At 62.3% G+C, this 22,658-nt stretch carries 22 protein-coding genes; 12 read left to right on the forward strand and 10 right to left on the reverse strand.

The window, feature by feature from the left end:
• Positions 1-71: 71 nt before the first annotated feature.
• A complete protein-coding gene (locus tag BM254_RS03370) occupies positions 72-1,265 on the reverse strand; it encodes a cation:proton antiporter (RefSeq protein WP_091998602.1) in 1,194 nt (397 codons plus the stop codon).
• 9 nt (positions 1,266-1,274) lie between these two features.
• On the reverse strand, positions 1,275-1,745 hold the full coding sequence (gene ybaK, locus BM254_RS03375) for a Cys-tRNA(Pro) deacylase (RefSeq protein ID WP_091998606.1): 471 nt from the start codon (positions 1,743-1,745) through the stop codon (positions 1,275-1,277).
• Between the two features lie 109 nt (positions 1,746-1,854).
• Between ybaK and BM254_RS03380 the strand changes: the two genes are divergently transcribed.
• Both BM254_RS03380 and BM254_RS03385 read left to right on the forward strand, forming a co-directional pair.
• On the forward strand, positions 1,855-3,093 hold the full coding sequence (locus BM254_RS03380) for a sensor domain-containing diguanylate cyclase (RefSeq protein WP_091998609.1): 1,239 nt from the start codon (positions 1,855-1,857) through the stop codon (positions 3,091-3,093).
• A 104-nt stretch (positions 3,094-3,197) separates the two neighbouring features.
• Entirely contained in the window at positions 3,198-4,484 is a 1,287-nt protein-coding gene (locus tag BM254_RS03385; protein ID WP_091998612.1) for a serine hydrolase domain-containing protein, read from the forward strand.
• Here BM254_RS03385 and BM254_RS03390 read toward each other — a convergent pair whose 3' ends face one another.
• Complete coding sequence (locus BM254_RS03390; protein WP_091998615.1) at positions 4,485-4,829, reverse strand: hypothetical protein; 345 nt, start codon at positions 4,827-4,829, stop codon at positions 4,485-4,487.
• Between the two features lie 228 nt (positions 4,830-5,057).
• Between BM254_RS03390 and BM254_RS03395 the strand changes: the two genes are divergently transcribed.
• Positions 5,058-5,306, forward strand: coding sequence for a hypothetical protein (locus BM254_RS03395; protein WP_091998619.1), 249 nt, complete (start codon positions 5,058-5,060; stop codon positions 5,304-5,306).
• A gap of 8 nt (positions 5,307-5,314) precedes the next feature.
• Here BM254_RS03395 and BM254_RS03400 read toward each other — a convergent pair whose 3' ends face one another.
• The gene (locus BM254_RS03400) at positions 5,315-6,343 is read right to left on the reverse strand and encodes a hypothetical protein (RefSeq protein WP_091998624.1); all 1,029 of its coding nucleotides are present in this window, start codon (positions 6,341-6,343) and stop codon (positions 5,315-5,317) included.
• Between the two features lie 167 nt (positions 6,344-6,510).
• Between BM254_RS03400 and BM254_RS03405 the strand changes: the two genes are divergently transcribed.
• From BM254_RS03405 to BM254_RS03415, 3 genes are read left to right on the forward strand one after another with little or no spacing between them, the layout of a single operon-like run.
• Positions 6,511-10,035, forward strand: a complete 3,525-nt coding sequence (locus BM254_RS03405; protein WP_091999190.1) for a response regulator — start codon at positions 6,511-6,513, stop codon at positions 10,033-10,035.
• Entirely contained in the window at positions 10,032-10,589 is a 558-nt protein-coding gene (locus BM254_RS03410; RefSeq protein WP_091998627.1) for a hypothetical protein, read from the forward strand. Before BM254_RS03405 ends, BM254_RS03410 begins: the two co-directional genes overlap by 4 nt.
• A 51-nt stretch (positions 10,590-10,640) precedes the next feature.
• A complete protein-coding gene (locus BM254_RS03415) occupies positions 10,641-11,054 on the forward strand; it encodes a response regulator (RefSeq protein ID WP_091998630.1) in 414 nt (137 codons plus the stop codon).
• Positions 11,055-11,089: 35 nt separating this feature from the next.
• Here the strand turns inward: BM254_RS03415 and BM254_RS03420 are convergent, their stop codons facing one another.
• Entirely contained in the window at positions 11,090-11,362 is a 273-nt protein-coding gene (locus BM254_RS03420; protein WP_091998635.1) for a hypothetical protein, read from the reverse strand.
• A gap of 547 nt (positions 11,363-11,909) precedes the next feature.
• Between BM254_RS03420 and BM254_RS03425 the strand changes: the two genes are divergently transcribed.
• The gene (locus tag BM254_RS03425; RefSeq protein ID WP_091998637.1) at positions 11,910-12,146 is read left to right on the forward strand and encodes a hypothetical protein; all 237 of its coding nucleotides are present in this window, start codon (positions 11,910-11,912) and stop codon (positions 12,144-12,146) included.
• On the opposite strand, the gene BM254_RS03430 is transcribed toward BM254_RS03425, so the two are convergent.
• Positions 12,115-12,627, reverse strand: a complete 513-nt coding sequence (locus BM254_RS03430; protein ID WP_091998640.1) for a 3'-5' exonuclease — start codon at positions 12,625-12,627, stop codon at positions 12,115-12,117. The two genes, BM254_RS03425 and BM254_RS03430, sit on opposite strands and share 32 nt — an antisense overlap.
• A gap of 156 nt (positions 12,628-12,783) precedes the next feature.
• Between BM254_RS03430 and queC the strand changes: the two genes are divergently transcribed.
• A complete protein-coding gene (queC, locus tag BM254_RS03435) occupies positions 12,784-13,449 on the forward strand; it encodes a 7-cyano-7-deazaguanine synthase QueC (protein WP_091998644.1) in 666 nt (221 codons plus the stop codon).
• On the forward strand, positions 13,449-14,105 hold the full coding sequence (gene queE, locus BM254_RS03440) for a 7-carboxy-7-deazaguanine synthase (RefSeq protein WP_091998648.1): 657 nt from the start codon (positions 13,449-13,451) through the stop codon (positions 14,103-14,105). The genes queC and queE overlap by 1 nt, the downstream gene beginning before the upstream one ends.
• Here the strand turns inward: queE and BM254_RS03445 are convergent, their stop codons facing one another.
• From BM254_RS03445 to BM254_RS03460, 4 genes are all read right to left on the reverse strand, one after another.
• Positions 14,106-15,149: a helix-turn-helix transcriptional regulator gene (locus BM254_RS03445; protein WP_091998652.1), complete on the reverse strand. Its 1,044-nt coding sequence runs from the start codon at positions 15,147-15,149 to the stop codon at positions 14,106-14,108.
• Positions 15,150-15,306: 157 nt separating this feature from the next.
• Positions 15,307-16,194, reverse strand: coding sequence for an alpha/beta fold hydrolase (locus BM254_RS03450; RefSeq protein ID WP_091998656.1), 888 nt, complete (start codon positions 16,192-16,194; stop codon positions 15,307-15,309).
• A gap of 123 nt (positions 16,195-16,317) precedes the next feature.
• Positions 16,318-18,069: an ExeM/NucH family extracellular endonuclease gene (locus tag BM254_RS03455; protein WP_245777341.1), complete on the reverse strand. Its 1,752-nt coding sequence runs from the start codon at positions 18,067-18,069 to the stop codon at positions 16,318-16,320.
• Positions 18,070-18,079: 10 nt separating this feature from the next.
• The gene (locus BM254_RS03460) at positions 18,080-18,982 is read right to left on the reverse strand and encodes a helix-turn-helix transcriptional regulator (RefSeq protein ID WP_175497194.1); all 903 of its coding nucleotides are present in this window, start codon (positions 18,980-18,982) and stop codon (positions 18,080-18,082) included.
• A 276-nt stretch (positions 18,983-19,258) separates the two neighbouring features.
• Between BM254_RS03460 and BM254_RS03465 the strand changes: the two genes are divergently transcribed.
• The 3 genes from BM254_RS03465 (at position 19,259) to BM254_RS03475 (ending at position 22,532) form a co-directional block, all read left to right on the forward strand.
• On the forward strand, positions 19,259-20,542 hold the full coding sequence (locus tag BM254_RS03465) for an MFS transporter (RefSeq protein WP_091998663.1): 1,284 nt from the start codon (positions 19,259-19,261) through the stop codon (positions 20,540-20,542).
• 162 nt (positions 20,543-20,704) lie between these two features.
• The gene (locus BM254_RS03470) at positions 20,705-21,130 is read left to right on the forward strand and encodes a MarR family transcriptional regulator (protein ID WP_091998667.1); all 426 of its coding nucleotides are present in this window, start codon (positions 20,705-20,707) and stop codon (positions 21,128-21,130) included.
• A gap of 10 nt (positions 21,131-21,140) precedes the next feature.
• Positions 21,141-22,532, forward strand: coding sequence for an MDR family MFS transporter (locus tag BM254_RS03475; RefSeq protein WP_091998670.1), 1,392 nt, complete (start codon positions 21,141-21,143; stop codon positions 22,530-22,532).
• The last annotated feature ends 126 nt before the right edge of the window (positions 22,533-22,658 follow it).

The following is a 22,658-nucleotide window of genomic DNA, read 5'->3' on the forward strand; positions in this document are numbered from 1 at the left end:
GCGTCTGTTCCGGCCACCTGAGATGAAACCCGGACAGCTCCGAGCTGCTCCGGGTTTTTTATTGGCTGTCGTCAGTCTTCGTCCGGTTCTTCCTCATAACCCTTGCCGATTTCACCGGCGCGGCGCAGCTGGATCAGGGTGAGTGGCGGCCCCACCAGCTCGAAAATCACCGTTGCCCCGATGACCAGGGGCAGGATATAGCTCATTTCCGGGAACCGGTCGGTAGCCACCAGGGCGAGGCCCAGGGCGACACCGGCCTGGGGCATCAGGCAGGCGCCGATGCGTTTTCGGGTGTGGTGGTCCGAGCCGGCCAGGTAGCCACCGATCTGGCCTCCGAGCAGTCGGCCGACAATCCGGGCACCGACATAGGCCAGCCCGAGTGCTCCCAGGGTGGGCAGGGCGGACCATTCGAGCTGGTAGCCGGCCATGAAGAAGAACAGCGCCAGGAATGGCTCGGAGATGCCTTCAATGGAGCGGAAAGGCCGGACATGGTGGCGCGCCCTGTTGGCAACCACCACCCCCAGGGTCATGCAGGTGAGCAGGTAGGACAGTTCAAACAGGCCCGCGATTCCCGCCGCCACAAAAACGAAACCGGCGGATTCGAGCAGCATGGGTTCCCCCGGCCGCAGGCGCCCGGTCAACCAGGCCATGGGGAAGCCCAGCAAGAGCCCGAGTACAATCGAGCCGCCGACTTCCGTGACGCCGTGCAGCAGCGCGTCGGTACCCGGTTGGCTGGTACCGGCCAGCAGGCCCGCGGTGACCAGGGCAAGGCTGAACAGGATTGCGCCCCAGGCATCATCAATGGCCACCACCTGGTACACCAGCCGGGTCAGGGGCCCGCGGGCACCGGCTTCCCGGAGCACGTCCAGGGTGGCAGCCGGTGCGGTTGCGGTGGCAATGGAGCCCAGCAGCAGCGCCGCGGCACCGTTGCCGGTAATCAGCCAGACCGCCAGCGCCACCGTGGCCGCGGTCACCAGGGTCACGGCCAGACTCACGATCAGCGCTTCCCGGCCTTCACTCAGATTCTTGACCGACATCCGTTCGCCGAGCAAAAAGCCGACCATGGCAAGGGTCAGCTGGGTAATCAGGGTAAAGCTCTGGTCGCTGTCCTCGGGCAGCAGGGCGAGCATGTCTGGACCGGATGCGGCCCCCACCAGCAACAACAGGGTTACCCGCGGCACATGGATTTTCTGGCCCAGCCCGTGTGCGGCCAGCGCCAGCAGCAGGGTGCCGCCGATCAGAAGCAGATCCGTTGCGTGCTGCACGGGGCCTCCCTATGCCTGTTGCAGGTCGGTAAATTGAGCGGAGGTGAGGTTGGCCAGGTCCTCAGGCGCCAGCTCAATCTCAAGGCCCCGGCGGCCGGCGCTGACATAGATGGTGTCAAAGTTGCGAGCCGACTGGTCGATAAAGGTTCTCAGGCGCCGTTTTTGGCCCAGAGGGCTGACACCGCCGAGGACATAGCCGGTGGCCCGCTGGACTTCCTGCTTGTCCGCCATGGTGGCCTTCTTGCCGCCGGCTGCCTTGGCGATCAGTTTCATGCTGAGCATCTCGGTCACCGGCAGGACACCTACCACCAGCTCCCGGTTGTCCACCGAGGCCACCAGGGTCTTGAACACCCGGGCCGGATCGGCGCCGGTCTTCTCAGCCGCCTCGGTGCCGTAGCTCTCGCTGTTGGGATCGTGGTCGTATTCGTGAATCCGGTGGGGAACCCTGGCTTTCTTCGCCACATTGATTCCGGGGGTCATGGCTACTCCTGCTGCGGTTGGCGGGACGACTGGCATTATGCTCGACTTATGGGCCCGGTGCGGCTATTTTCGTACACATCCAGCACCGTTATCTGATAACAGGGTATCCATGGCTTCAACCGGTGTCGACAAGCAGCGGAACAGGCGATTGTCCGATCACCGGGGTCCCGCCCGCCGGGCCCTGTGGGCGGCTGCGATCTATATCGCGGTCGGGCTGGTCTGGATCGTTTTCTCGGACCGTCTGGTCGAAGCCTGGTTTTCTGACGCCGACACCCTGTCCCTGGTCCAGACCTGGAAGGGTTTCCTGTTCGTCATGGTAACCGGCGCCGTCCTGTTTGCCGCCACCCTTCGACAGTTCCACAAGGATCGCAAGTTGCTGGCCCTGCAGTATGACCAGCGTCAGGCGTTGCGCCGGCGCGAGCGACAACTTTCGGTACTGATGGATAACCTCCCGGGCATGGCCTACCGCTGCCGTTTTGACGAACACTGGACCATGCTGTTCGTGTCCCAGGGCTGCGAGCGGCTGACCGGTTACCTGCCCGGAGAACTGGTTCGCAATCACAAGGTCACCTTTGCCGAACTGATAGCCGATCCCCAGAGTAGCGAAAAGGTCGTGGAGGAGGTCAGGAAGGCGGTTGAGAATCGGGAACCCTTCTCCATTGAATACCCGCTGATCCGCAAGGATGGCCGTCAGATCTGGGTCTGGGAACGTGGCCGTGGTGTCGAGGACGATGACGGCGAAATCCTGCTGGAAGGCATCATCCTGGATATTTCCGACCGAAAGGCATTGGAGGACGAGCTGGAGGAGCTGGCAACCCGCGATCCCCTGACCGGCCTGTATAACCGGCGGGAAAGCTCGCGCCTGCTGGAGGAGGAACTTGAGCGGGCCCGCCGCTATAACCGCCCCATGGCCCTGCTATGGGTGGATTTCGATCACTTCAAGGAAATCAACGACACCTACGGCCATGCTGCCGGCGACTCGGTGCTGAGGTCCGTCAGCAAGTTGCTCGATGACAGCGTGCGCAGCGTCGATTCGGTAGGCCGGTTTGGCGGTGAGGAGTTTGTCATCATCCTGCCGGAAATGGGCGTCCATGAAGCCCATGAAACCGCCGAACGGATCCGTCACCGGGTCAGTGGCCAGCTGCATCCGCTGAACAACGGCCCGGCGGTTCCCATGACCATCAGCGTCGGCGTGGCGGTCTATCCCGACCACGGCTCCGATGCAGCCACCCTGTGTGCAGCGGCGGACCGCGCCATGTACGCCGCCAAGAGCCGGGGCCGGAACTGTGTGGTGATGGCGCCGGAGGTCGATGGGGATCATAATGACCGGAAGGACGCCCGTGGCTGAGTGCAGCCAGTGACGCGAACCGGGTTCCGCTTCGGCCAATGCCACCGACGGCCGGGCTGTCCACACTACAATAAAAATCAGTCCAGGATGTCAGAGTACCAGCCATGATCCCCATTGCCCGTCGAGCCCTGAATACCTCATTGATTGCCAAAGACCTGAGTTCCGTCACCAGTCGGGACGTGGCCGGTGAACATCCGGATGCCGCCGGTATCAGCCGGGAAACGGTCGAGGCGATCTGGCAGAGTGTCGAATCGCTATACCGTACCGGGGTCCATCCGGGTATCCAGGTATCGGTCCGGCACCGGGGGCACCAGGTCCTGCACCGGGCCATCGGCCATGCCAGTGGCAACGGTCCCCACGACGGACGCGATGTGGTGCGGGTACCGATGACCACGGACACCCCGGTCTGTTATTTCTCCGCCTCCAAGGCGGTCACGGCGTTGCTGATGCACATGTTGTCCGAGCAGGGGCTGGTGAACCTGATGGACCCGGTGTCCTACTACTGCCCGGAGTTTGCCCGCCGTGGCAAGCGAACCATCACCGTGCACCAGATTCTTTCCCACCGGGGCGGGATTCCGGCCATTCCCAGGGAGACTCCCATCGAAGTGCTCTGGGACCGGGACGAAATCTGGCGCATCCTGTGTCAGGCCCGGCCGGTGGAAGTGGACGGCGCCAAGGTTGCCTACCACGCGATCACCGGTGGTTTCGTGTTGCAACGGGTGCTGGAAAAGGTCACCGGCGATACCATCGAGAACTATCTGGACAAACACTTGCGCAAGCCCATGGGGATGAAGTGGTTCACCTATGGCATTGCGCCGGAGAATCTCAATGACCTGGCGGTCAATTACGCCACCGGTCCGACACCGCATTTCCCGGTGTCCTGGGTGGTGCGCCGGGCCCTGGGCGGCGATATCGGAACGGTGGAGTCGGTGACCAACGACCCGCGGTTTCAGGAGGCGGTGATTCCGGCCGGCAACCTGTGCGGGACCGCCGAGGAAATGGGCCGGTTCTTCCAGATGATGCTCAACGGGGGTATCTGGAACGGCCGCAGGGTCTGCAGTGAAATCACGGTCAAGCGTGCCATCCAGCAATTCGGCTCCCTGCAGATCGACCGCACCATGCTGGTTCCCATGCGGTTCAGTGCCGGCATGATGCTGGGGGGCAATCCCGTTGGTCTGTGGGGGCCGAACAGCCGTTACGCCTTCGGCCATGTGGGCCTGATCAACAAACTGTGCTGGGCCGACCCGGCGCGGGATATTTCCGTCAGCCTGCTCAACACCGGGCTGCCTATTGTCGCGCACCACCTGCCGGCGCTGGCGAAGTTCGTCTATACCGTGTGCCGGCAGTTCCCCCTGATTCCGGAGACCCAGCGGCCCCTGGTGGCCGCCTGATTACAGGGTCTGGACCTGCGCTTCGAGGATGCCGAGCACCGATGACAGCAGGTCCCGGAAATCGGTCAGCGTCTGGGTGCGCTGGATCACGTCCTCACGCTGTTCATCCAGCCGCTCCAGCTTGGGTACCAGGCGCCGCATCCCTTCGGTGATGACTTCGTAGGGATAGTGGTGGTCCTGGGTGTTCAGCTTGTTGATCTCGGCAATCTCCTGACTGAGAACGCTGATGATGTCATACAGCATGTCCTTGTGCTGGATGCTGCCCGCTTCCCAGTAGGCATCGTCCAGCAGCTCCAGCAGGGACTGGTATTCGCGCAGAGTGTCGGCAATGGTGGTCTGGGTCATGGCGTGCTCGATTCATTGCGGGCCGGAATTGGCCGATTGAGAGATTCGGTGCTACAAGGAACTATAGCAGGGGATTCGTCGTGTAATGTGCTGGTCGACGTGGTCCTGCCCCCGGAACCGTCAATAAAAGTGAAACTATATTCATTTTTATTGCAGGCTACCGCGGAAAGGGGCAGACTCTCGCTGAAAGAATATGGATTATTCATGACTCAATGGACGAGGCCGCAAATGGACAAGCCAGCTTCCCCCGAAAAACCCATCCGTCGGGCCGTAAAGCTCGATCACCACGACAGTGTCCGCAGCCATGTGCGCGAGCGCATCAGCTCGGAAGTCGAGCACCTCGAACGCCGTATCGCCAGCCTTCGCCTGAGCCGGGCACCCCATGCCGATATCCTGATCTCGACCTATGAACGGTTACTCGATCGCAAGAAGGGCTTTCTGCAGAGCTGGAACCTGAAGGACGGTGGCCCGCGCTGAAGACCACTTCAGATGCGTAGCCCGGTGTTCATGGCCTGGTAGCTGTGGGTCGAGGCATCCCGGTTCAGGCAGTAATCGGGATTGGACATGAGTTCACCGGGGTTGTCCGGATTCTCCACCCGTGGCGGCTGATCCAGTGAGGTGAACACCTCGACCCGTTGCTCGGCGTAAAGCATCCGGATTTTCAGGCAGTCGACCGTCTCGCCGGCAAACGAGAACTCAGGACCTCCGGTAGTGCCCTGATTGGTTCCAATGTCGGTGCCGTCGATATTGATGGTGTCCGTGTTCAGCCCGTCGTACTCACGGACAAACGCCATTTCCCGCTCGCCCTCAATCACAATACTGCCTTCGCTGTGCAGCCGGGCCTGATCGTTGTAGCCGGTGGTCAGGAAATCCCGGGGCAGAAACTCGGTACCCAGGGTCGCGCTTGGCCGGGTGCTGCCTTCGGGAAAGGTGCCGGAGGACACCCAGGTAAACACCCGGGTCACCAGGTTCGAGGTGTCCGGAGTGTAGACCCATTTGACGATGGGATAACGCCATTCATAGTCCGCCACTGGCAAACCTTCCTCGAACGCGCCCTGGTCGGTGAAGCGGACAGACACATCGTTGGTGGTGTTGCTGTATTCACCGGCTTCTCCGGCGTCGATCCGGTCACTGATGTACTGGCGGGCTTCCACGAAATTCGCAATCTCCCCTTCACCGATGACCCGGCGCATGAGATCCAGGGGGTTGCGCACCGAAGCAATGGTCGGAGGCGTGACCTCGTTGTAGGCGATGGTTAGAAACGCGGACAGCTGCTGGCGGATGTCCCTGGCCATGGCGCTGGCCTGGCTGTTGTCTGACGTAGCCGGTTCAACGGCCAGGGAAAGGTCGTGGAACAGGGTGGTGGACGTCTGTTCGGTCAGGGTGAAGCTGGAGAATACCGGGTCCACGTTGGTGGCCGGATTCAGCGCCGATGGGCCGGTATCCTCAAGGCCACAACCGCCAAGGTTCACCAAAGCGAGGGAAAAGACGGCGAAAATGCAGGAATGTCTCATTTCAGAAGGCCCTGAGATGCGTTACGGATCATTAACCGCTAAAGTGGATACGCGCGGGGCCCGCTTCGGCCCGAATGCTGACAATAAAACATAACACCGGCATCTGCCCTCGCGGAGATCACATTTTGCAGCAACGGCTCACAAACCTGGTTTCGGTCCCGGCCCTGATGGTATGGGTGCTGCTGGCGCTGGTTTTGCTGCCGTCGACGGTGGCGGCTCAGGACCTGTGCCGTGACGGCAAGCTGGTGCTTGATTCAAATACCAGCAGCATCCGGAACCTGGGCAGTTGCGTCTCGTACCTGGAAGATCCCGGACAATCCATGACATTCCGGGAGGTGCTGGCACTGGAGCCCGGGGCCTTCACCCGCCATGAAGGCGGCGTGCTCAACTTTGGCTATACCGAATCTGCCTACTGGACCCGCATGGACCTGGAGCCCCGGGCCGGCGCGGCCCGGACCGACTGGATCCTGGAGCTGGCGTTGCCCCTGGTGGATCAGGTCAATCTCTTCCTGGTGCGTGACGGCGAGCTGGTGGACCAGCGTCAGGCCGGGTACCAGGATAACTGGCAGGAGCGGGACCTGGCCGTTCCGAATCCCACCTTCCGCCTGAAACTGGCGCCGGACACGGTCAACACGGTGTACCTGCGCATTACCAACACCAATACCTTCCGCCTCCCTATCAGCCTCTGGCATCCGGACAGTTACATCGAGAAGGTTTCCGTGGATGAGGCGGTGCGGGGCGTACTGCTGGGGGCGGTGCTGGCGATACTTGCCTACAACCTGTTCGTCGCAGTATCGGTGCGCGAGCGGAGTAACGTCTATTACGTCCTGTACCTGGTCTCGGCCACCATCTTCATCTTCACCGAGCAGGTCCATGGCGTACAGCTGCTGGACAGCCGCCCGGTCCTGTTCAACAAGGAATACCTGCACTTCCAGATTGTACTGACCTGGTTCTGGGGCCTGCTGATGGCCCGTTCGCTGCTGGAGACCCGGGAGCGTTCCCGGGACCTGGACCAGATTGTCCGTCTGTGCCTGTATTCTGTCGGGGCTACCTTCGTTCTCTGCTTCTTCCTGCCCTATCACGTCGCCATGGAGTGGATCGTGCTGGGCTCCATTCTGCTCAGCATTATCCTGATCGTGGTCAGTTACCTGTCCTGGCGCTACTACAACCCGGCGGCGCGGTCCTACTTCTTTGCCTGGACCCTGGCCCTGATCGGGTTCGGGATCTATGCCCTGACAGTCATGGGGTATTTGCCACTGAACACCTTCACCAGCTATTCCCCCCAGTTTGGCCTTACCGCCCAGATCATCCTGTTCTCGTTTGCCCTGGCTGACCGCATCAAGCAGGTGCAGGGGGAGGCCCTGGGCTGGAGTGAGCGGGCACTGGCCAACCTCCGCCGTTACCAGTCGCTGTTCGATAATGCCGTGGAGGGGGTGTTCCAGATGTCTCCGGACCGCCGCTTCGTGACCGCCAACCCGGCCATGGCCCGGATGCTCGGTTACAACAGTAGCCGGGAGCTGCTGCGGCGTAATCCGGATGTACTGGAAACCTGTATCGCGGATGACCGCCTGCGGCGCCTGGTGGTTGAACAGCTGGAGGCCCGGGGCACCGTGAAGGGCATCGAGGCCCGGTACCTGACCCGGGATGGCGAGGAACGCTGGGCTACCATATCCCTGCATACCGCCTACGATACCGACGGTGAGCCCACCCATCTGGAGGGTACCTGCATCGATGTGACCGAGAGCCGACAGCGCCAGCGGATCGAACGGGAGCGGGAACAGGAGCGGCTGGAGAAAGAACTGGCGCGCAACTCGGCCGAGGCCAAGAGCCAGTTCCTGGCCAACATGAGCCACGAGATCCGCACGCCGCTGGCAGCGATCATCGGCTACGGCGAGACCTTGCTGGATCCGGACCTGACCGAGACGGAAAAGAAGAGCAGCGCCGAGACGGTGGTGCGCAGCGGCCGCCACCTGCTCGATCTGGTCAACGACATTCTCGACCACTCCAAGATCGATGCCAACAAGCTCGATGTGGATGTGATTCCGGTCAATCTGCCGGAATTGCTGGACGAGATCCGGGCTTTCTTCACTCCCCGTGCCCGGGAGAAGGGTCTGGATTTCTCCATCATCTGCGAGTATCCGCTGCCCGAGCAGATCCGCACCGATCCCACGCGTTTCCGGCAGATCATCATCAATCTGTGCGGAAATGCGCTCAAATTTACGGAAAAAGGTTCGATCTCCCTGAGCATCAGGTGTGACCGGGAGACCGGGATGCTGATGGCCCGGGTGGTGGACACCGGGATCGGCATGAAGCAGGAACAGCTGCGCCGGCTGTTCGACCCGTTCGCCCAGGGCAGTGCGGCGATTTCACGCCAGTATGGCGGTACCGGCCTGGGGTTGAGTATCTCCCGGCGGCTGGCGGAGCTGCTCGGTGGCAATATCACCGTGGCCAGCACCTACGGTGAGGGTAGCGAATTCGAGCTGTCAATCCGCACCGGCCCGCTGGATCAGGTGCATTTTCTCCGGGATGCCTCCGAACTCAGCCAGCGCCGGCGAGCCATTCCCATGGTGGCCGCACCCCGGCTCACCGGGCGCATTCTCTGTGCCGAGGATAACGAGGTTAACCGGCGTCTGGTGTCCCTGCTGGTGTCGCGCACCGGCGCGGATCTGGTACACGTGGTCAATGGTGCCGAAGCCCTGGAACTGGCCATCCGGGAGCCGTTCGACCTGATTCTGATGGATATCCAGATGCCGGTGATGAATGGCCGGGACGCCACCGCCGCGCTCCGGGAGGCGGGGGTGAATACGCCCGTGATTGCCCTGACCGCCAACGTGATGGCCGAGGACATTGCCGATTACCGCCGGGCCGGCTGTAACGAGCACCTGGCCAAGCCCATCGACAAGCAGCGTTTCTACGAGGTGTTGGCCCGTTACCTGGTGGTGCGACAGGACGCGGTGCCGGACCGGCGCGGTAGTTACCAGGGCCGGGTGCTGGTGGCGGAGGACAACGAGGAAAACCGGCAGCTGGTGGAGCGCATGCTGCGCCGGCTGGGGCTGGAAGTTATTGCCGTCAGTGGCGGGGATCAGGCGGTGCGCACGGCGCTGTCGGACACGGTGCACCTGGTGCTGATGGATCGGCACATGCCAGGGCTCGATGGCGTGGCCGCGACACGGCTGCTTCGTCAGGCCGGATTCCGGCACCCGATCATTGCTTTCACCGCCGGTGATCAGCAGGAAACCGATGCCCTGCTTGAAGCCGGCTGTGACGGGGTGTTGAATAAACCGATAGACCAGTCCCGCCTGGAGACCATCCTGGGCAGGTATATGGCCAATCCCGTGCGAGAGGCCCAGAAGCCTGATGAAGACCGGGAAATTGCAGCACTCGTGTCCCGCTTTCTGGAGGGCCTGGCCCAACGCAAGCGGGTGATGGACGACGCGCTTGCGAACCGGCAGTCCGACGCCCTGCGCACCGAGGCGCACCAGATCAAGGGTACCGCCGGGGCCATGGGATACCCTGCGATGACCCGGCAGGCCGGGATTCTCGAAGCCATGCTGAAGGAGCCTGGCGAGCCGGACTGGAGCCGGATTGGCAGCGAACTGGAGGTACTCGATGACATGATAGACCGTGCCCGCGCGGCTGCAGCGACACAACCCTGCGTATCCGATAACAGCAACAACAGGAAAATGCCATGACAGACAGGTCGCCCCAACGCAGTGAACAGTATTCCCTGAGCATGATGTACGGAACCTACGCCGATATCCTGTTTGTGCTCTTTCCCTTCCTGGTGATCGGCATGCAACGGCTCTGGGACGGGCGGCTGTACGACACCCTGATGCAGCCGGACCTGAGCATTGCCGCCGCCATCCTGGCGGGCCTGGCGATCGGCAAGTTTGTCCTGGGCCTGGTGACCAACCGGGAGCTGGGACGGTACAAGGAGCGGATTGTCTTCTTTATTGCCCTGACCCTGTTCGTGGTGCTCGGTCCTTCCATTATCCTGATGCTGAGCATCGTCGGTAACGAGGAAGTGCCCGGTTTTGTTGCTTTCGTCCAGCCGGTCCTGCTGATCATCGCCATATCGCTGTACAGCACCGCGGTGAGCATCAGTAACCTGCTGACCCGGTTCGGCACCGAAGCATTCGCATTGGGGCAGGACGATGGCAGGCCGGCGGACAGCCCGGAGCAGGACAGCAGGCCCCGGCCGGCACCCCTGGACCTGCCCCGGCGGACCGGCAATGACCGGCTGTAACCGGCAATGTTTTGATACAAGGTACAGCCAAGGAATCAGTGGAGAAAACCGATGACGGATCTGAAAGTTCTGGTGGTGGAAGACGAGCCCCTGATGCGGGAACGCCTGGTGGAAATGCTCTACCGGGCCGGTGCCACGGAAGTGACCGGGGCGGTGGATGCAGTCTCAGCGAGGCAGGCGTTCGACGCCAGTGAGTATCACATCATCCTGCTGGATCTGGGATTGCCGGATGGCGATGGTCATGAGCTGATGCAGGAGTTCAAGCGGCGACGGGAAGAGCAGCATATTGTGCTGGTGACCGCGGACGATTCCATCGACAGCATCCAGCGGGCGATCAGCGCCGGTGCCAACGGCTACGTGGTCAAGCCCTATTCCCAGGACAAGATTCACGATGTGATCAATAACTACGCGATGGTTCACGGTGGTGAGATGGCGATGCTGGAGGGACTGAACCGGCAACATTGACCGGTCCAGTCTTCCGTTCGAAGCTGGCTGCCTGCTCAGGCCACCTGGCGGGCAATCCAGGAATTGTAGCGGGTGGCCAGTGCCCGCACATACCGGGCCTCGGCGCCACTGAGATTGGCCAGCACGCCGTTGAAGATCCAGCCTCGCTCATACAGTCCCAGCACCCGCTGTTCATCATCCAGATTGACGCGCTGGTTCAGCTTCTTGCAGATCGCATCCAGCAGCGGCAGTTTTTCCGGGCGCTTGATCGGGCCCTGGCGGTTGCCCATCGGCTGGTTCGCCGCACGTGTTGTCGGACGTCTTTTCATGATGTTCTCCTTGTCGTTTTGCGGCTGCAAAAACAAAAACCCCGGAGCCAAGGGCAACCGGGGTTTGGCGGAGAAGCTGACCCGGTCGCTGCGAAGGCTCCCGGGACTGACCGAAAGCCGTTAGATGTCTTTCACCATGGCGCGCGCAGACTGCCCTTTCTGGCAATCAGCGGCTGGGTAAACAATGAACTGTAAAATCATCCTGGTCATACCGGCTCTTTGGTTTCGGTTCACTACTCAGTGTATAGGCTATCGGACGGTTTGCAAGAGCCCTCCGGCTTCGGCAAACCCGTACAGACGGATGCGCCCGGGAAGCCCATAATTTGCAGCGTCACGTGTTTTTACGTTGTGCAATCCGCGATACCTGCCGAGTCGGGTATCAATGGATCTCTCCTTTCTACGCAGCCGCCTTGGCTGCGTTTTTTTTGGCATCTCGGAAAGTTCGTAGCCACTACTTCGTACAGATGGATCAGTCCGGATTGGCGATAATTTGCACACTAACCTGTCAATTGACTTATCTTGAATACAGAGGTTGAAACCGAAGCAAATGCCCGACGAACCCGGATCTGCCAGAAACAAGTTCCGTTCTGATTTTATCGTTGAAATTGCACTGATCGCCGCCCTGGCGGTTTACATGGTGCTGGCCCAGGACAAGATTGTAGGGGATGACCTGAGCTTTACCGTTGCCGGCGCGGCACTGATGGCCGTGGCAACTTACTGGACCCTGCATACCCTCAAGGACGGCCTGCAGTTCATTGCAGTGCGGCTTCGTCCTGGAAAATAATCCGCCGCCAGGTCCTGTGGAGGATCAGGGCGTCGTTGGCAGCCCGGTGAACGGGTAATCCCAGTTCCGAGATTACCTGCTGACGAACGCCCGACCACAACCGGACCTGCTGGCTGTTCAGCAGCATGGAGATTGATTCCAGCTGGAATTCGGTCTGCACACCTGCGGCCCGGAACAGCCGGTGCAGCCAGAAGCTGTCGAAGGTCCAGGCGTCACAGAACACCTGCTCCGGCAATAGACGGTTCAGCTGGTGGGCCACTTCCTCCACCGCCTTGCCTTCCTCGTTCAGGGTGTCCCGGGAAATCCCGTGAATCTGTTCCGCGCTTGGTGACCAGTCCTGCCAGAGTACGTGGGGTCGGATCAGCCAGCTGTGAAGCTCTCCATCCGGCATGCAGATACCCACCTCAATCGGGTAGCTCGCAATCAGATCCAGGCTCGAAGCCTCGAAATCGATGAATGCCGGAGTGAATTCGCTGGTCATGGTGTCAGGGTCATTGCTGCGTTGTTTTTCGTTGAGTTTACCCGCCCCGTACCCGAGACGCGAACCCAACCTGTGCGTCCACTGTTACAATATGTCCACTCAATGTAAAACCCCGATGACACACCGTTGTTGTCCCGGAAACCTGTGGGAGCCTGAATGACTGAAACCGTGGTTGTAATCTATTCCGGAGGCATGGACTCCTTCACCCTGTTGCACCTGGCCCGGGCCCGTGGCTATCAGGTTCACGCCCTGTCCTTCAATTACGGCCAGCGCCATGTCCGTGAGCTGGATTGCGCCCGGCAGGTATGCGCGGACCTTGGCATTCCCCACAAGGAAATCGACATCCGCGCCATGTCCGAAGTCATGAGTGGTTCTTCCCTGACCTCCGACACCGAGGTGCCCGAGGGCCATTATGAGGAGGACAGCATGAAGTCGACGGTGGTGCCCAACCGCAACATGATCCTGCTGTCCCTGGCTACCGGATACGCTGTGACGGCAGGTGCTTCGGAAGTATGGTTCGGTGCCCACGGCGGGGATCACGCCATCTATCCGGATTGCCGCCCCGAGTTTGTCGAGAAGATGGATGCGGTGTGCCGGGTAGCCAATTACGAGCCGGTGGGGATCGAGGCACCGTTCATTCGTATGGACAAGGGCGAAATCCTGGCCGAGGGACTGAAGCTGGGCCTTGACTACAGTCAGACCTGGACCTGTTACAACGGCCGGGACAAGGCCTGTGGCCGCTGTGGTTCGTGCGTGGAACGGCTCGAGGCCTTTGCCGCCAATGCTGTGACCGATCCGCTGGAATACGAGGAGCAGGTCTGATGTACCGGGTCAAAGAGGCGTTCTACACGCTCCAGGGGGAGGGTGCCCAGGCGGGCCGGGCGGCGGTCTTCTGCCGGTTCAGCAAGTGCAACCTGTGGACCGGCCGGGAGAAGGATCGCGTCAGTGCAGTGTGCGATTTCTGTGATACCGACTTTGTCGGCACCGATGGCCAGAACGGGGGCCGGTTTGAAACCGCAGACGAGCTGGCCCGGCATATCCGCAGTCTCTGGCCCGAGGCGCCGGGCCGCCCCTACGTGGTATGCACCGGCGGTGAGCCCCTGTTGCAGCTCGACGAAGCCCTGATCGACGCTTTTCACCGTGCCGGCTTTGAGGTCGGCGTGGAAACCAACGGTACCCTGCCGGCACCCGCCGGCATTGACTGGCTGTGCGTCAGCCCCAAGGCGGATGCGCCGGTAGTCATCGAGGCCTGTGATGAACTCAAGCTGGTGTATCCGCAGCCGTTGGCCATGCCGGAACGGTTCGAGCATATCCGGGCCCGGCACTACTTCCTGTCGCCCATGGCCTCTCCGAGCCTGCCGGCGACCGGTGACGACCCGGTCAAGCAAAGCAACACCCGCAAGGCCACTGATTACTGCCTGGCCCACCCCCGCTGGCGCCTGACCCTGCAGATGCACAAGATCATCGGTATCGACTGATCAGGCCGTGGCCACGGGCCGGAGCGCTTTATTGCGGTACTGGCTCGGGCTTTCGCCGGTCCAGCGTTTGAACGCCCGGGTGAAATTGGCGGCGTCGGCGTAGCCGAGGGCATCGGCAATCTGGCTCAGGTTCATGCCGGTGCTGGTCAGCAGTTCCCCCGCCCGTTCCAGCCGGACCTGGTCCACCAGGTTCTGGAAGCTGGCATCCTCCTCCTGCAAGCGCCGTTTCAGGGTTCGTTCCGAGACAAACAAGGTGCCGGCCACGCGAGCCAGCTTGGGAGGAAACGGATGGCTGGTTTCAATCACCCGCCGGACCCGGCTGGCGAAACAGGCATCCTCGGTCAGGCGTTGCAGGGCCTCTTCGCACTGGGCGCGGGAGGCGGCAGCGAGCTGGTCATTGGTGAACCGGATGGGCAATGCCAGCCGGCTTTCCGGGATGATCAGGGCATCCTCCCGGGCCTCGTACTCCACGGGTACCGGGATGACCTGGCGGAACCTCTGGAAATAGTGGGGTTCCGGGCCCTGCCTGACAATCCGGGTGCCATCCACCGGCGTGCCCGTCAGCTGGGCTCCCATGAAAACGCAGCCGAACAGGGTCGCATCGAGGATAAAGCCCTGCAGGGGACCCATGTCGACGTCGCAGGATACGGTATAGCGGGCATGACTCTCGAACTTGTGCCGGTTCACCTTCAGGTGCGGCGCGCGCAGGGTCAGGTAGCGGGTGACCAGTTCCAGGGCATCCTTCAGGGTCCGGCTGCTCATCACCGCCGTACCCAGGGTGCCGTGCAGAGGCAGTTTCATTTCCCGGGCCAGCAGGATGCCAAGGCCAGGTTCCCCGCTTTCGATGATGGCGCGGGTGACAAACTCGCTTGCCTGGGCCTGGCTTACCCTGAGCTCCGGACAGTTCAGACGGGTGGGGTCCAGGCCGACGCGGAGCAGAAGATCCTGTTCGTCGACGCCAATCCTGTGGAGCAATCCGGCCAGGGTGTGCAGGTAGATGGCCGGCATACCCAGATCCTGAGCAGTCGAGACGGAGGCGCGCATGGGTTTCCTCGTTCAGTACCGTTTTTGTTATGTAATGGATCGGTGATGTTGAGGGATTATGCCGGCGTGGCTGAGCATTCCCATGGCTGGTCTGACGGGGGCCAAGGCCGGTCGGGCCAACTGGCCCGACTGACCCGATACACCGGTTGGCTCGCTGTCACCGGGCATGGCGTTCGACAAAGCGTTCCAGCACAGCGGCAGACTTGCCCGGAGTCTCAAGCATCGGCAGGTGGCCGACCCGGGGAAAGACATGCACTTCGGCATCGGGCGTGGCGGTCTCGAACCAGCGGACGCAGCGGGTCGGGGTGATCACATCCCGGTCTCCCCACTGGACCTGAAGTGGTGGTGTGTCCGGCCCCAGATAACGGGCCGGGGCCAGGGCGTCTGCGACCATGTCCGCGAAAATGTGCCGGAGGGCATCGGTACGGCTCAACAGATCCGGTCCCAGCAGGCCGGCCATGGCGATACCGGTGGCCGTGGCCTTGCCGTTGCCGACGCTGTTGAACATCCGGTAGACGCCTTTCCAGTCCCGGGGAATCAGCAGGTCGTCGCGATCGGTTTCGAAAGGCAGGTCCAGGTCCACATCGGGGTGCTCGGGTATGCCGGCGCTGTTGAGCAGGGTCAGGGAACGGGGTGCCTGCGTCATCTCGTGGGCCAGTACGGCGGCGATGGCGCCCCCCATGGAGCTACCCACCAGGTGAATGTTGTCCGTTGGCAGGCTGGCGAGCCACTCGCGCAGGCGCAGGGCCTGGGCCAGGTAGCGGTAGCTGGCATTCTCCCGGTAATCGCTTTCGCCCAGGCCCGGAACATCCGGTACCAGAAGATGCCAGTGCCGCGGCAGCCGTTGTAGCCAGAAGGCCCAGTTCTCTTTCATGGCAGCAAAGCCATGGATCAGCAGGACTGTTGGCCGACCGGGGCCGGGTTCGCCCCGCTCCAGGTAAACCATCCGGTGGCCGTCAACGGTGGCCACCCGGCGTCGGGCATTCAGCAGCCAGCGCTGCCCGGTGCGGGCGGCGGGCCAGAAATTGGGGGCAGGAATTCTCATCACAGGTCCTGTCGGAGTGAGACACAGATCCAGTTTACCTGTCGGGAATCAGTCAGCCTTGGCTCCACGGCCTTGCAGCTCGGGCGCGGGAGTCACCTGCAAGGGAGGGCCCGACAGATAGGGTCAGAGGCGGATGTCGACGATGACCGGATTGTGATCCGAGGAGCGCCAGGGCCCGGAGCTGTCCGGGGCCAGGTCATGCTGGTAGCCCAGCGCCCTGGGTTCGTCGGCATTGATGCGCCAGGTGAAGGCGTTTACAACCCGTGGCGCGAGGCGGTCTGATGCGAGGGCATGATCCAGGGAACCCTTGCGGCCCTTGTACCGGTATGTGTAATGGGAGCAGTGGGCAGGTGTGCATGGGTGGTGTTGCGCCACCATGCTCGTGTAGCCACGCTGGCGGAAGGCCTCCAGGGGCGTTTCCCGGGTGTAGCTGTTGATATCACCGGTGATCAGGGTGCCGGCGCCAGCCCCCTGTTCGGGCAGATCCGCCAGCCAGTCGGCGATCGCCTCGGCGGCCCGGGTCCGGCGGTGGGCATAGCAGCCCTGGCCATCGCCCTGGTCCCGGTCCGCGCCGGTAGCTCCCCGGCAGGACTTGGATTTGAGATGGGGAACCACCACCCGCACCGGGTCATTGCTGTTTCGTAACCGGAACGCCTGCGCCAACGGCGGCCGTCCCGTGTTCCGGAAAGGACCGCTGGTCAACCGGTGTGCCTCGCCGACCGGGATCACCCGGTCCTGGCGGTAATACAGGGCGGTACGGATGGCGTCGTTGCCGTCTTTCTCCGGTGTCCGGATATAGCGCCAGTCCGGCCCCAGGGCCTTTGCCAGTGTGGCGGCGGCACTGTTGTCGCTGTAGCCGTCGTTCTCCAGTTCACTGACCGCAAGGATGTCCGGGTCCGGGGCGGTCAGCGCCGAGACCAGGCGTGCCTGCTGTTGCCGGTAGGCGGATTCGTTTGTTGCGCCTCTGGGAGTCGGGAACCCGCCGCCCCGGCCATTGCCATTGAACAGGTTGGCGAGGTTGAGGGTCATCACCCGCAGCACCGATCCTGCCGGGCGCGCCGGTGCCGGTTCGCGGGGGTTGGTGGCGATAAACTCCGGTGGTGACCCGGGCTGGATCCGCCATTGCCCGAATCGGAAATCCAGTACACCGCGGACTCCGCGCAGGGTATCCCCGGCACGTAGGGTGTTGTCGGCCCCCAGACCTCCCGGTGGCCAGGGCACGGGCCGCGGATCACGATTGCCCTGGCGGTCATCCAGAGTGATCTGCCCGTTGGCGTCGTTCAGCTTTCTGGCCAGCGGGCCGGGAGACAGATACTCGGTGGCAATCACCCGGTCCCGGGGCGCCAGGGTGAGTTCCCCGTAACGGGCCAGGTTATAGCTGTCGATCACGGTCAGGGGGGAGGGAATGAAGACCCGCATGTTTTCGAGGGCTTCGTAGGTGACCTCCCCGGACAGCTCCAGGCTGACTGCTTCCGGCATGGTCCCGCGGCCACAGATTTCCAGCTCCCGGACATTGACCAGTTCGGTTAGCCCATGAAATTCCTTCACCTCTCCGGTCACCCGAAGCCGTTGCCCCAGGCTGCCCTGCGGGCGACGGGTATAGACAAACAGGGCTTCGGAGGTGGCCGGATTGTCGTCGGCCTGATCGTCGGCCTGTTGCAGGTAGAAGCCGCGGAAACCGCCTTTCCCCCGGGCGTCGAGGGTCAGGATACCCTCGACGGTCGCGGTCTGGCCGGTGAAGGGGGAGCGGTCGCCCTCGCCCTGGATGCGGGCAATGGGCGTTGCGGCGCCGCCACAGGCGGTGGCTGCCGACACCAGGGGCGTCAGCAGGATCAGGGCAAGGGTTGTGGCAGCAAACAGCGCGGGTGATTTCACGCCGGCCAGTCTAGCAGAGTCCGGCCACCGCTTTGAGTGCCTGTTCCCGGCGGCTGCCGAAACCCAGCTCATCCGGGTTGGCCAGCTCCAGCTGCTGAACCAGGGGGTCCGGATGTTCGTTGTCAAAGGTGATGCCCATGCGCGAAAGGACATAGGGGGTCAGCGCGGCGCGGGTCCGGATGGTCAGTCGGCCGCCCTGCATGCCGTAGTCGCGGGCGATGATGTCCTGCTGCGCTTCGGTCAGACGGTGATCCGGCGTGATCACCAGGTTGACCTCCCGGACCCAGTCCTCATCGTGCTGGCTGGTGTGACGGGCCCGCTGGCGCAGGGCTTCCGGTACCGTACGCAGACGGCTAAGGGCAAAGTCCCGGAACTCCCGGTTGGAGTCGCACCACGCCCTCAGGTGCCAGCTGTCGCCGGTGCAGACAAGGGTATGGGGTTCGAGAATGGTTTCCACCGGCTCCGGGCGACTCAGAGAGGTGTAGCTGGCACGCAACTGCCTGCCATTACGGGTCGCGGTTACCACAGCGCGCATGGTTTCGGGCGGAATCACCCGGCCGGGACCTGCCACCACGTGACTGTCGGGCAGACCCAGATCCAGTGACTCGAAGGTGTGGCTAAGGTTCTGCTGGCGGGCGAGCAGGTCGAGATACTCGCTGACTTCGCCGCGGGTAACCACCGGCCGGAATTTCGGCGCCGGCACATAACCCTTGAGGTGGCGGTCATACAGCAGGTTACCCGGGGCCAGCTCCCGCAGGTAGGTGTTGATGTCCTTGGAGGCCTGCTGGCGGCCGATGCCAAAGCTGTGGCAGATGTGGTTGGTGGTCAGTCGACCTTCCCACAAGGCAACAGTTTCTATCAGTCGATAGCGAAGCAGCAAATCCCAGCGGATGGGCCAGTCCGTCTTTTTCATATCCAGGCGCTCACGGATCCATTGATTATCTTGGATTTATGTTACCTGCTCTGGGTCAGAGGGTCTGTTACGACCCATTAATGTAAAAACCCCGAAAAACCGCGGCTTGAGCGGCATCCATCAGTCACTGCATCACATTTTGCGGGTTTCGGGAAGTCCCTAGTAGCCTGCATCCGATGCCGCTGGTCTAATGCCGTGCCGGCACAGTCCGGAGGCTGGTGCTATCTTATGGCCCAAACAATTACAGTCTGACGTCCGCCGCCGGAGCCCGTTGTCATGACCCGAATGGTCACTTCCCTGTCTGCGCTGATTCTCAGCATTGTTCTGCTGGTGAGCGGTAATGCCTTCCTGATGACCCTGCTGGGCATCCGGCTGAGTATCGAACAGGTGGCTCCGGACGTGATTGGCTGGGTGCTGGTGTGCTATTCCATCGGTTTCGTGCTCGGCACCCTGTATGTTCACCGGGTGATTGGCCGGGTAGGCCATATCCGGGCGTTTGCGGTGTTTGCGGCCATGGCCGCCGCGGCGTCACTGATGTATCCCATGGCGGTGTCCATGGTGTTCTGGGCGTTCCTGCGGGTGCTCTCCGGCTTCAGTATCGCCGGCGTCCTCGTGGTGATCGAGAGCTGGTTCTCCAGCCGTGCCACCAATGCCAACCGCGGTGCCCTGTTCGCGGTGTACCAGATTGTCTTCTACCTGTCGGCGGCGGGCGGCCAGCTGGTGGTCAACGTGGGCGATCCCGCCAATTTCATGCCGTTCTCGCTGGCTGCGATCCTGCTGACTCTGGCGCTGGTGCCCCTGTCACTGACCCGGATGGAAGCGCCCGCCATCGAACAGGCCAGCCGTATGTCCATCTTCACCCTGGCCCGCCAGTCCTTCTCAGGGGTTGCCGGTGCGCTGATCTGCGGTGTCATGATTGGTGGCTTCTATGCCCTGGGACCGGTCTACGCCACGCTGGTGGGCCTGGACGTGGCCAGAACCTCCACCTTCATGGCCAGTGCCATCGTGGCGGCAATGATCCTGGCCTGGCCGCTCGGCCGCGTTTGTGACCGGTTTGACCGCCGCCGGGTCATGTTCTGGGTGGCTCTGGTTGCGGCTGCGGCGGCCGGGGCCGTTGGTGTACTGGAAACGACGAATCTTGCCATGCTGACTTTGCTGGTGGGTCTGTTCACCGGCCTGTCGGCCAGTGTGTATCCCATTGCCGTGGCGATCACCAATGACCGCATGGAAACCAGCCGCATTGTTTCGGCCAGTGCCACCCTGCTGCTCAGCTACGGCGTCGGTAGCGTGATCGGCCCCATTGTCATGGCCGAGCTGATCGGGCTCCTGGGCCCCAGGGGGCTGTTCCTGGGTAACACCGGATTCCTGGTTCTGCTGGCGCTGATCACCAGTTACCGCATCAGTCATACCGAGGATGTACCGGTGGAGGAGCAGGAGCACTTCGTGCCCGCCATGCCCGAGACCTCTCCGGTACTGACCGAACTGGATCCGCGGAACGAGGAATTTCACGAGTCTCCCGAGGTCGAAGAGATGAAGGAAGAGCTGCGTCAGACCGGCTGACCCGGCTTCCTCTCGGTTTTCCCGATTATATTTTTGATCTGATATCTGTTTTTATTTCAATGGTTAGCATACTATTGGTGACTTTCCCATAATGTGAGTTTTTTGGCCGATAGCCCCGGTGCTTCAAGTGACCGGGCGGCCACCGGACAGGAGCGATAACCCATGAGAGACCAGTTTCCCTTTGCCGTTGCCCGGGTTACCCGCCGCTGGCGCAAGATGCTGGATGAGCGCCTGAAGGATCTGGGTGTGACCCAGGCCCGCTGGAGCACCATGGTCTACCTGCAGCAGGGCGGCGAGGGGCTGACCCAGCGCGAACTCGCCAGCCTGATGGCGATCGAGAATCCCACGCTGGTGCGCCTGCTGGACAGCCTGGAACAGCAGGGGCTGATCGAACGCCGGCCCTGCCCCAATGACCGGCGGGCGCGTCGTCTGCATCTGACCGATGCCGGCCGGGCATTCATGGATGATCTCTCGGAGCGTGCGGCCAAGTTGCGCGAGGAAATGCTGGAAGGCATCAGCGATGAGGATATCGAGGGCGCACTGAAGGTGTTCCAGAAGATCATGGAAAACGCCGAAAAGCAGAAGTAGGAGTTTCATCCTGGCGGATAACACGGTCGACGGACTCAGGGCCCGCTACGGCGACCGCTGGCGCTGGCTGGCGGTGTGCACCGTCATGCTGGGCACCATGGCCACGGTGCTCAGTGCCACGGTGGTCAACGTGGCCCTGCATGACATCATGCTGGAGTTCGGTATTCGCCAGGGCCAGGTTCACTGGCTTGCGACCGGTTTCATAGCCGCCATGACCACCACCATGCTGGCTTCCTCCTGGTTGCTGGACCATTTCGGTGTCCGCAAGACCCTGGCCGGCGCCATGGTCCTGTTCACCCTGATTTCCATTGCCGGCGGCTTTGCCGGAACGCCCGAACAGTTGATTGCCGCCCGGGTCGGGCAAGGTGCCATGGCGGGGCTGATGCAGCCCATGGGCATGTACCTGGTGTTCCGGATTTTCCCCAGGGAGCGCCGGGGGCAGGCCATGGGCATCTACGGCATGGGCGTCATCCTGGCGCCCGCGCTTGGGCCGGTGCTGGGGGGCTTCCTGGTTGACCAGCTGAGCTGGCGCTACGTCATGTTTGCACCGGCTCCGGTCACCATGCTGGGTGTGTTCATGGCCTGGCGGTTCCTGCCGCTGCCTCCGTCCCGCCCCGAACCCTACCGCTTTGATCTGTCGGGTCTGCTCCTGCTCGGGGCAACCATCGGCCTGGCCCTGGATACCCTCAACCGCATGCAGGAACTGGCCGGGGCCGAGTGGCGCATCGGCCTGCAGGCGTTGTTGGCGGCCATACTGCTGGTCCTGTTCGTGGTGCGGGAACGGACCGCCCGGCATCCGCTGGTCAACATCGCGCTCCTGCGGAACCCCGCGTTTGTCTATGCCAACCTGGGCGCCATGGCCCTGGGCCTGGCGTTGTTCGGATCCACTTACCTGGTGCCCCTGTTTGTCCAGACCTCCCTGGGGTTCAGTGCTACCGAAGCGGGATTGCTGATGCTGCCGGCCGGCATCGTGCTGGGCATCACGTTCCCGCTCGCCGGGCGCCTGGCCGATCGCCAGAGTGCCCGCAAGCTGGTGGTGTTCGGCATCGCCATGTTTGCGCTCTCGGCGATGTTGTTTGCGGTGTCGGATGTCACCCTGGCATTCGGTTGGCTGGCGCTGTGGACCATCCTGGGGCGTATCGGGATCGGTTTCATGTTGCCGGCGCTGTCCACCGGCGCACTCAACCCGCTCCAGCCGGAGCAGCTGGGTGCCGCCTCGAGTACCATCAATTTTACCCGCCAGCTCGGTGGAGCCTTTGGCGTTAATATCGTGGCCCTGACCGTCGAATTCGGACCGCACAGCGATGGCCTGCCCACCATCGATGCCTTTCACAGCGCCTGGTGGCTGGTCGCCGTATTCGTGGCCGTAGCCGCGGTTCCGGTGTGGCGGATGCGGGCCTAGTGTCCCGTCTGGTTAATTCGCTGACCTACTGAGCCACTGAGAGCCTTGATAGCAAGGCGCGATGGCGAAGGTTTGGTGGTTCCAAATCGAGTCAGCGCAACGCTGCTATCAAGGCTCTCAGTGGCT

Origin of the sequence: Marinobacter pelagius (assembly GCF_900114925.1) — a bacterium.
Lineage (GTDB): Bacteria > Pseudomonadota > Gammaproteobacteria > Pseudomonadales > Oleiphilaceae > Marinobacter > Marinobacter pelagius.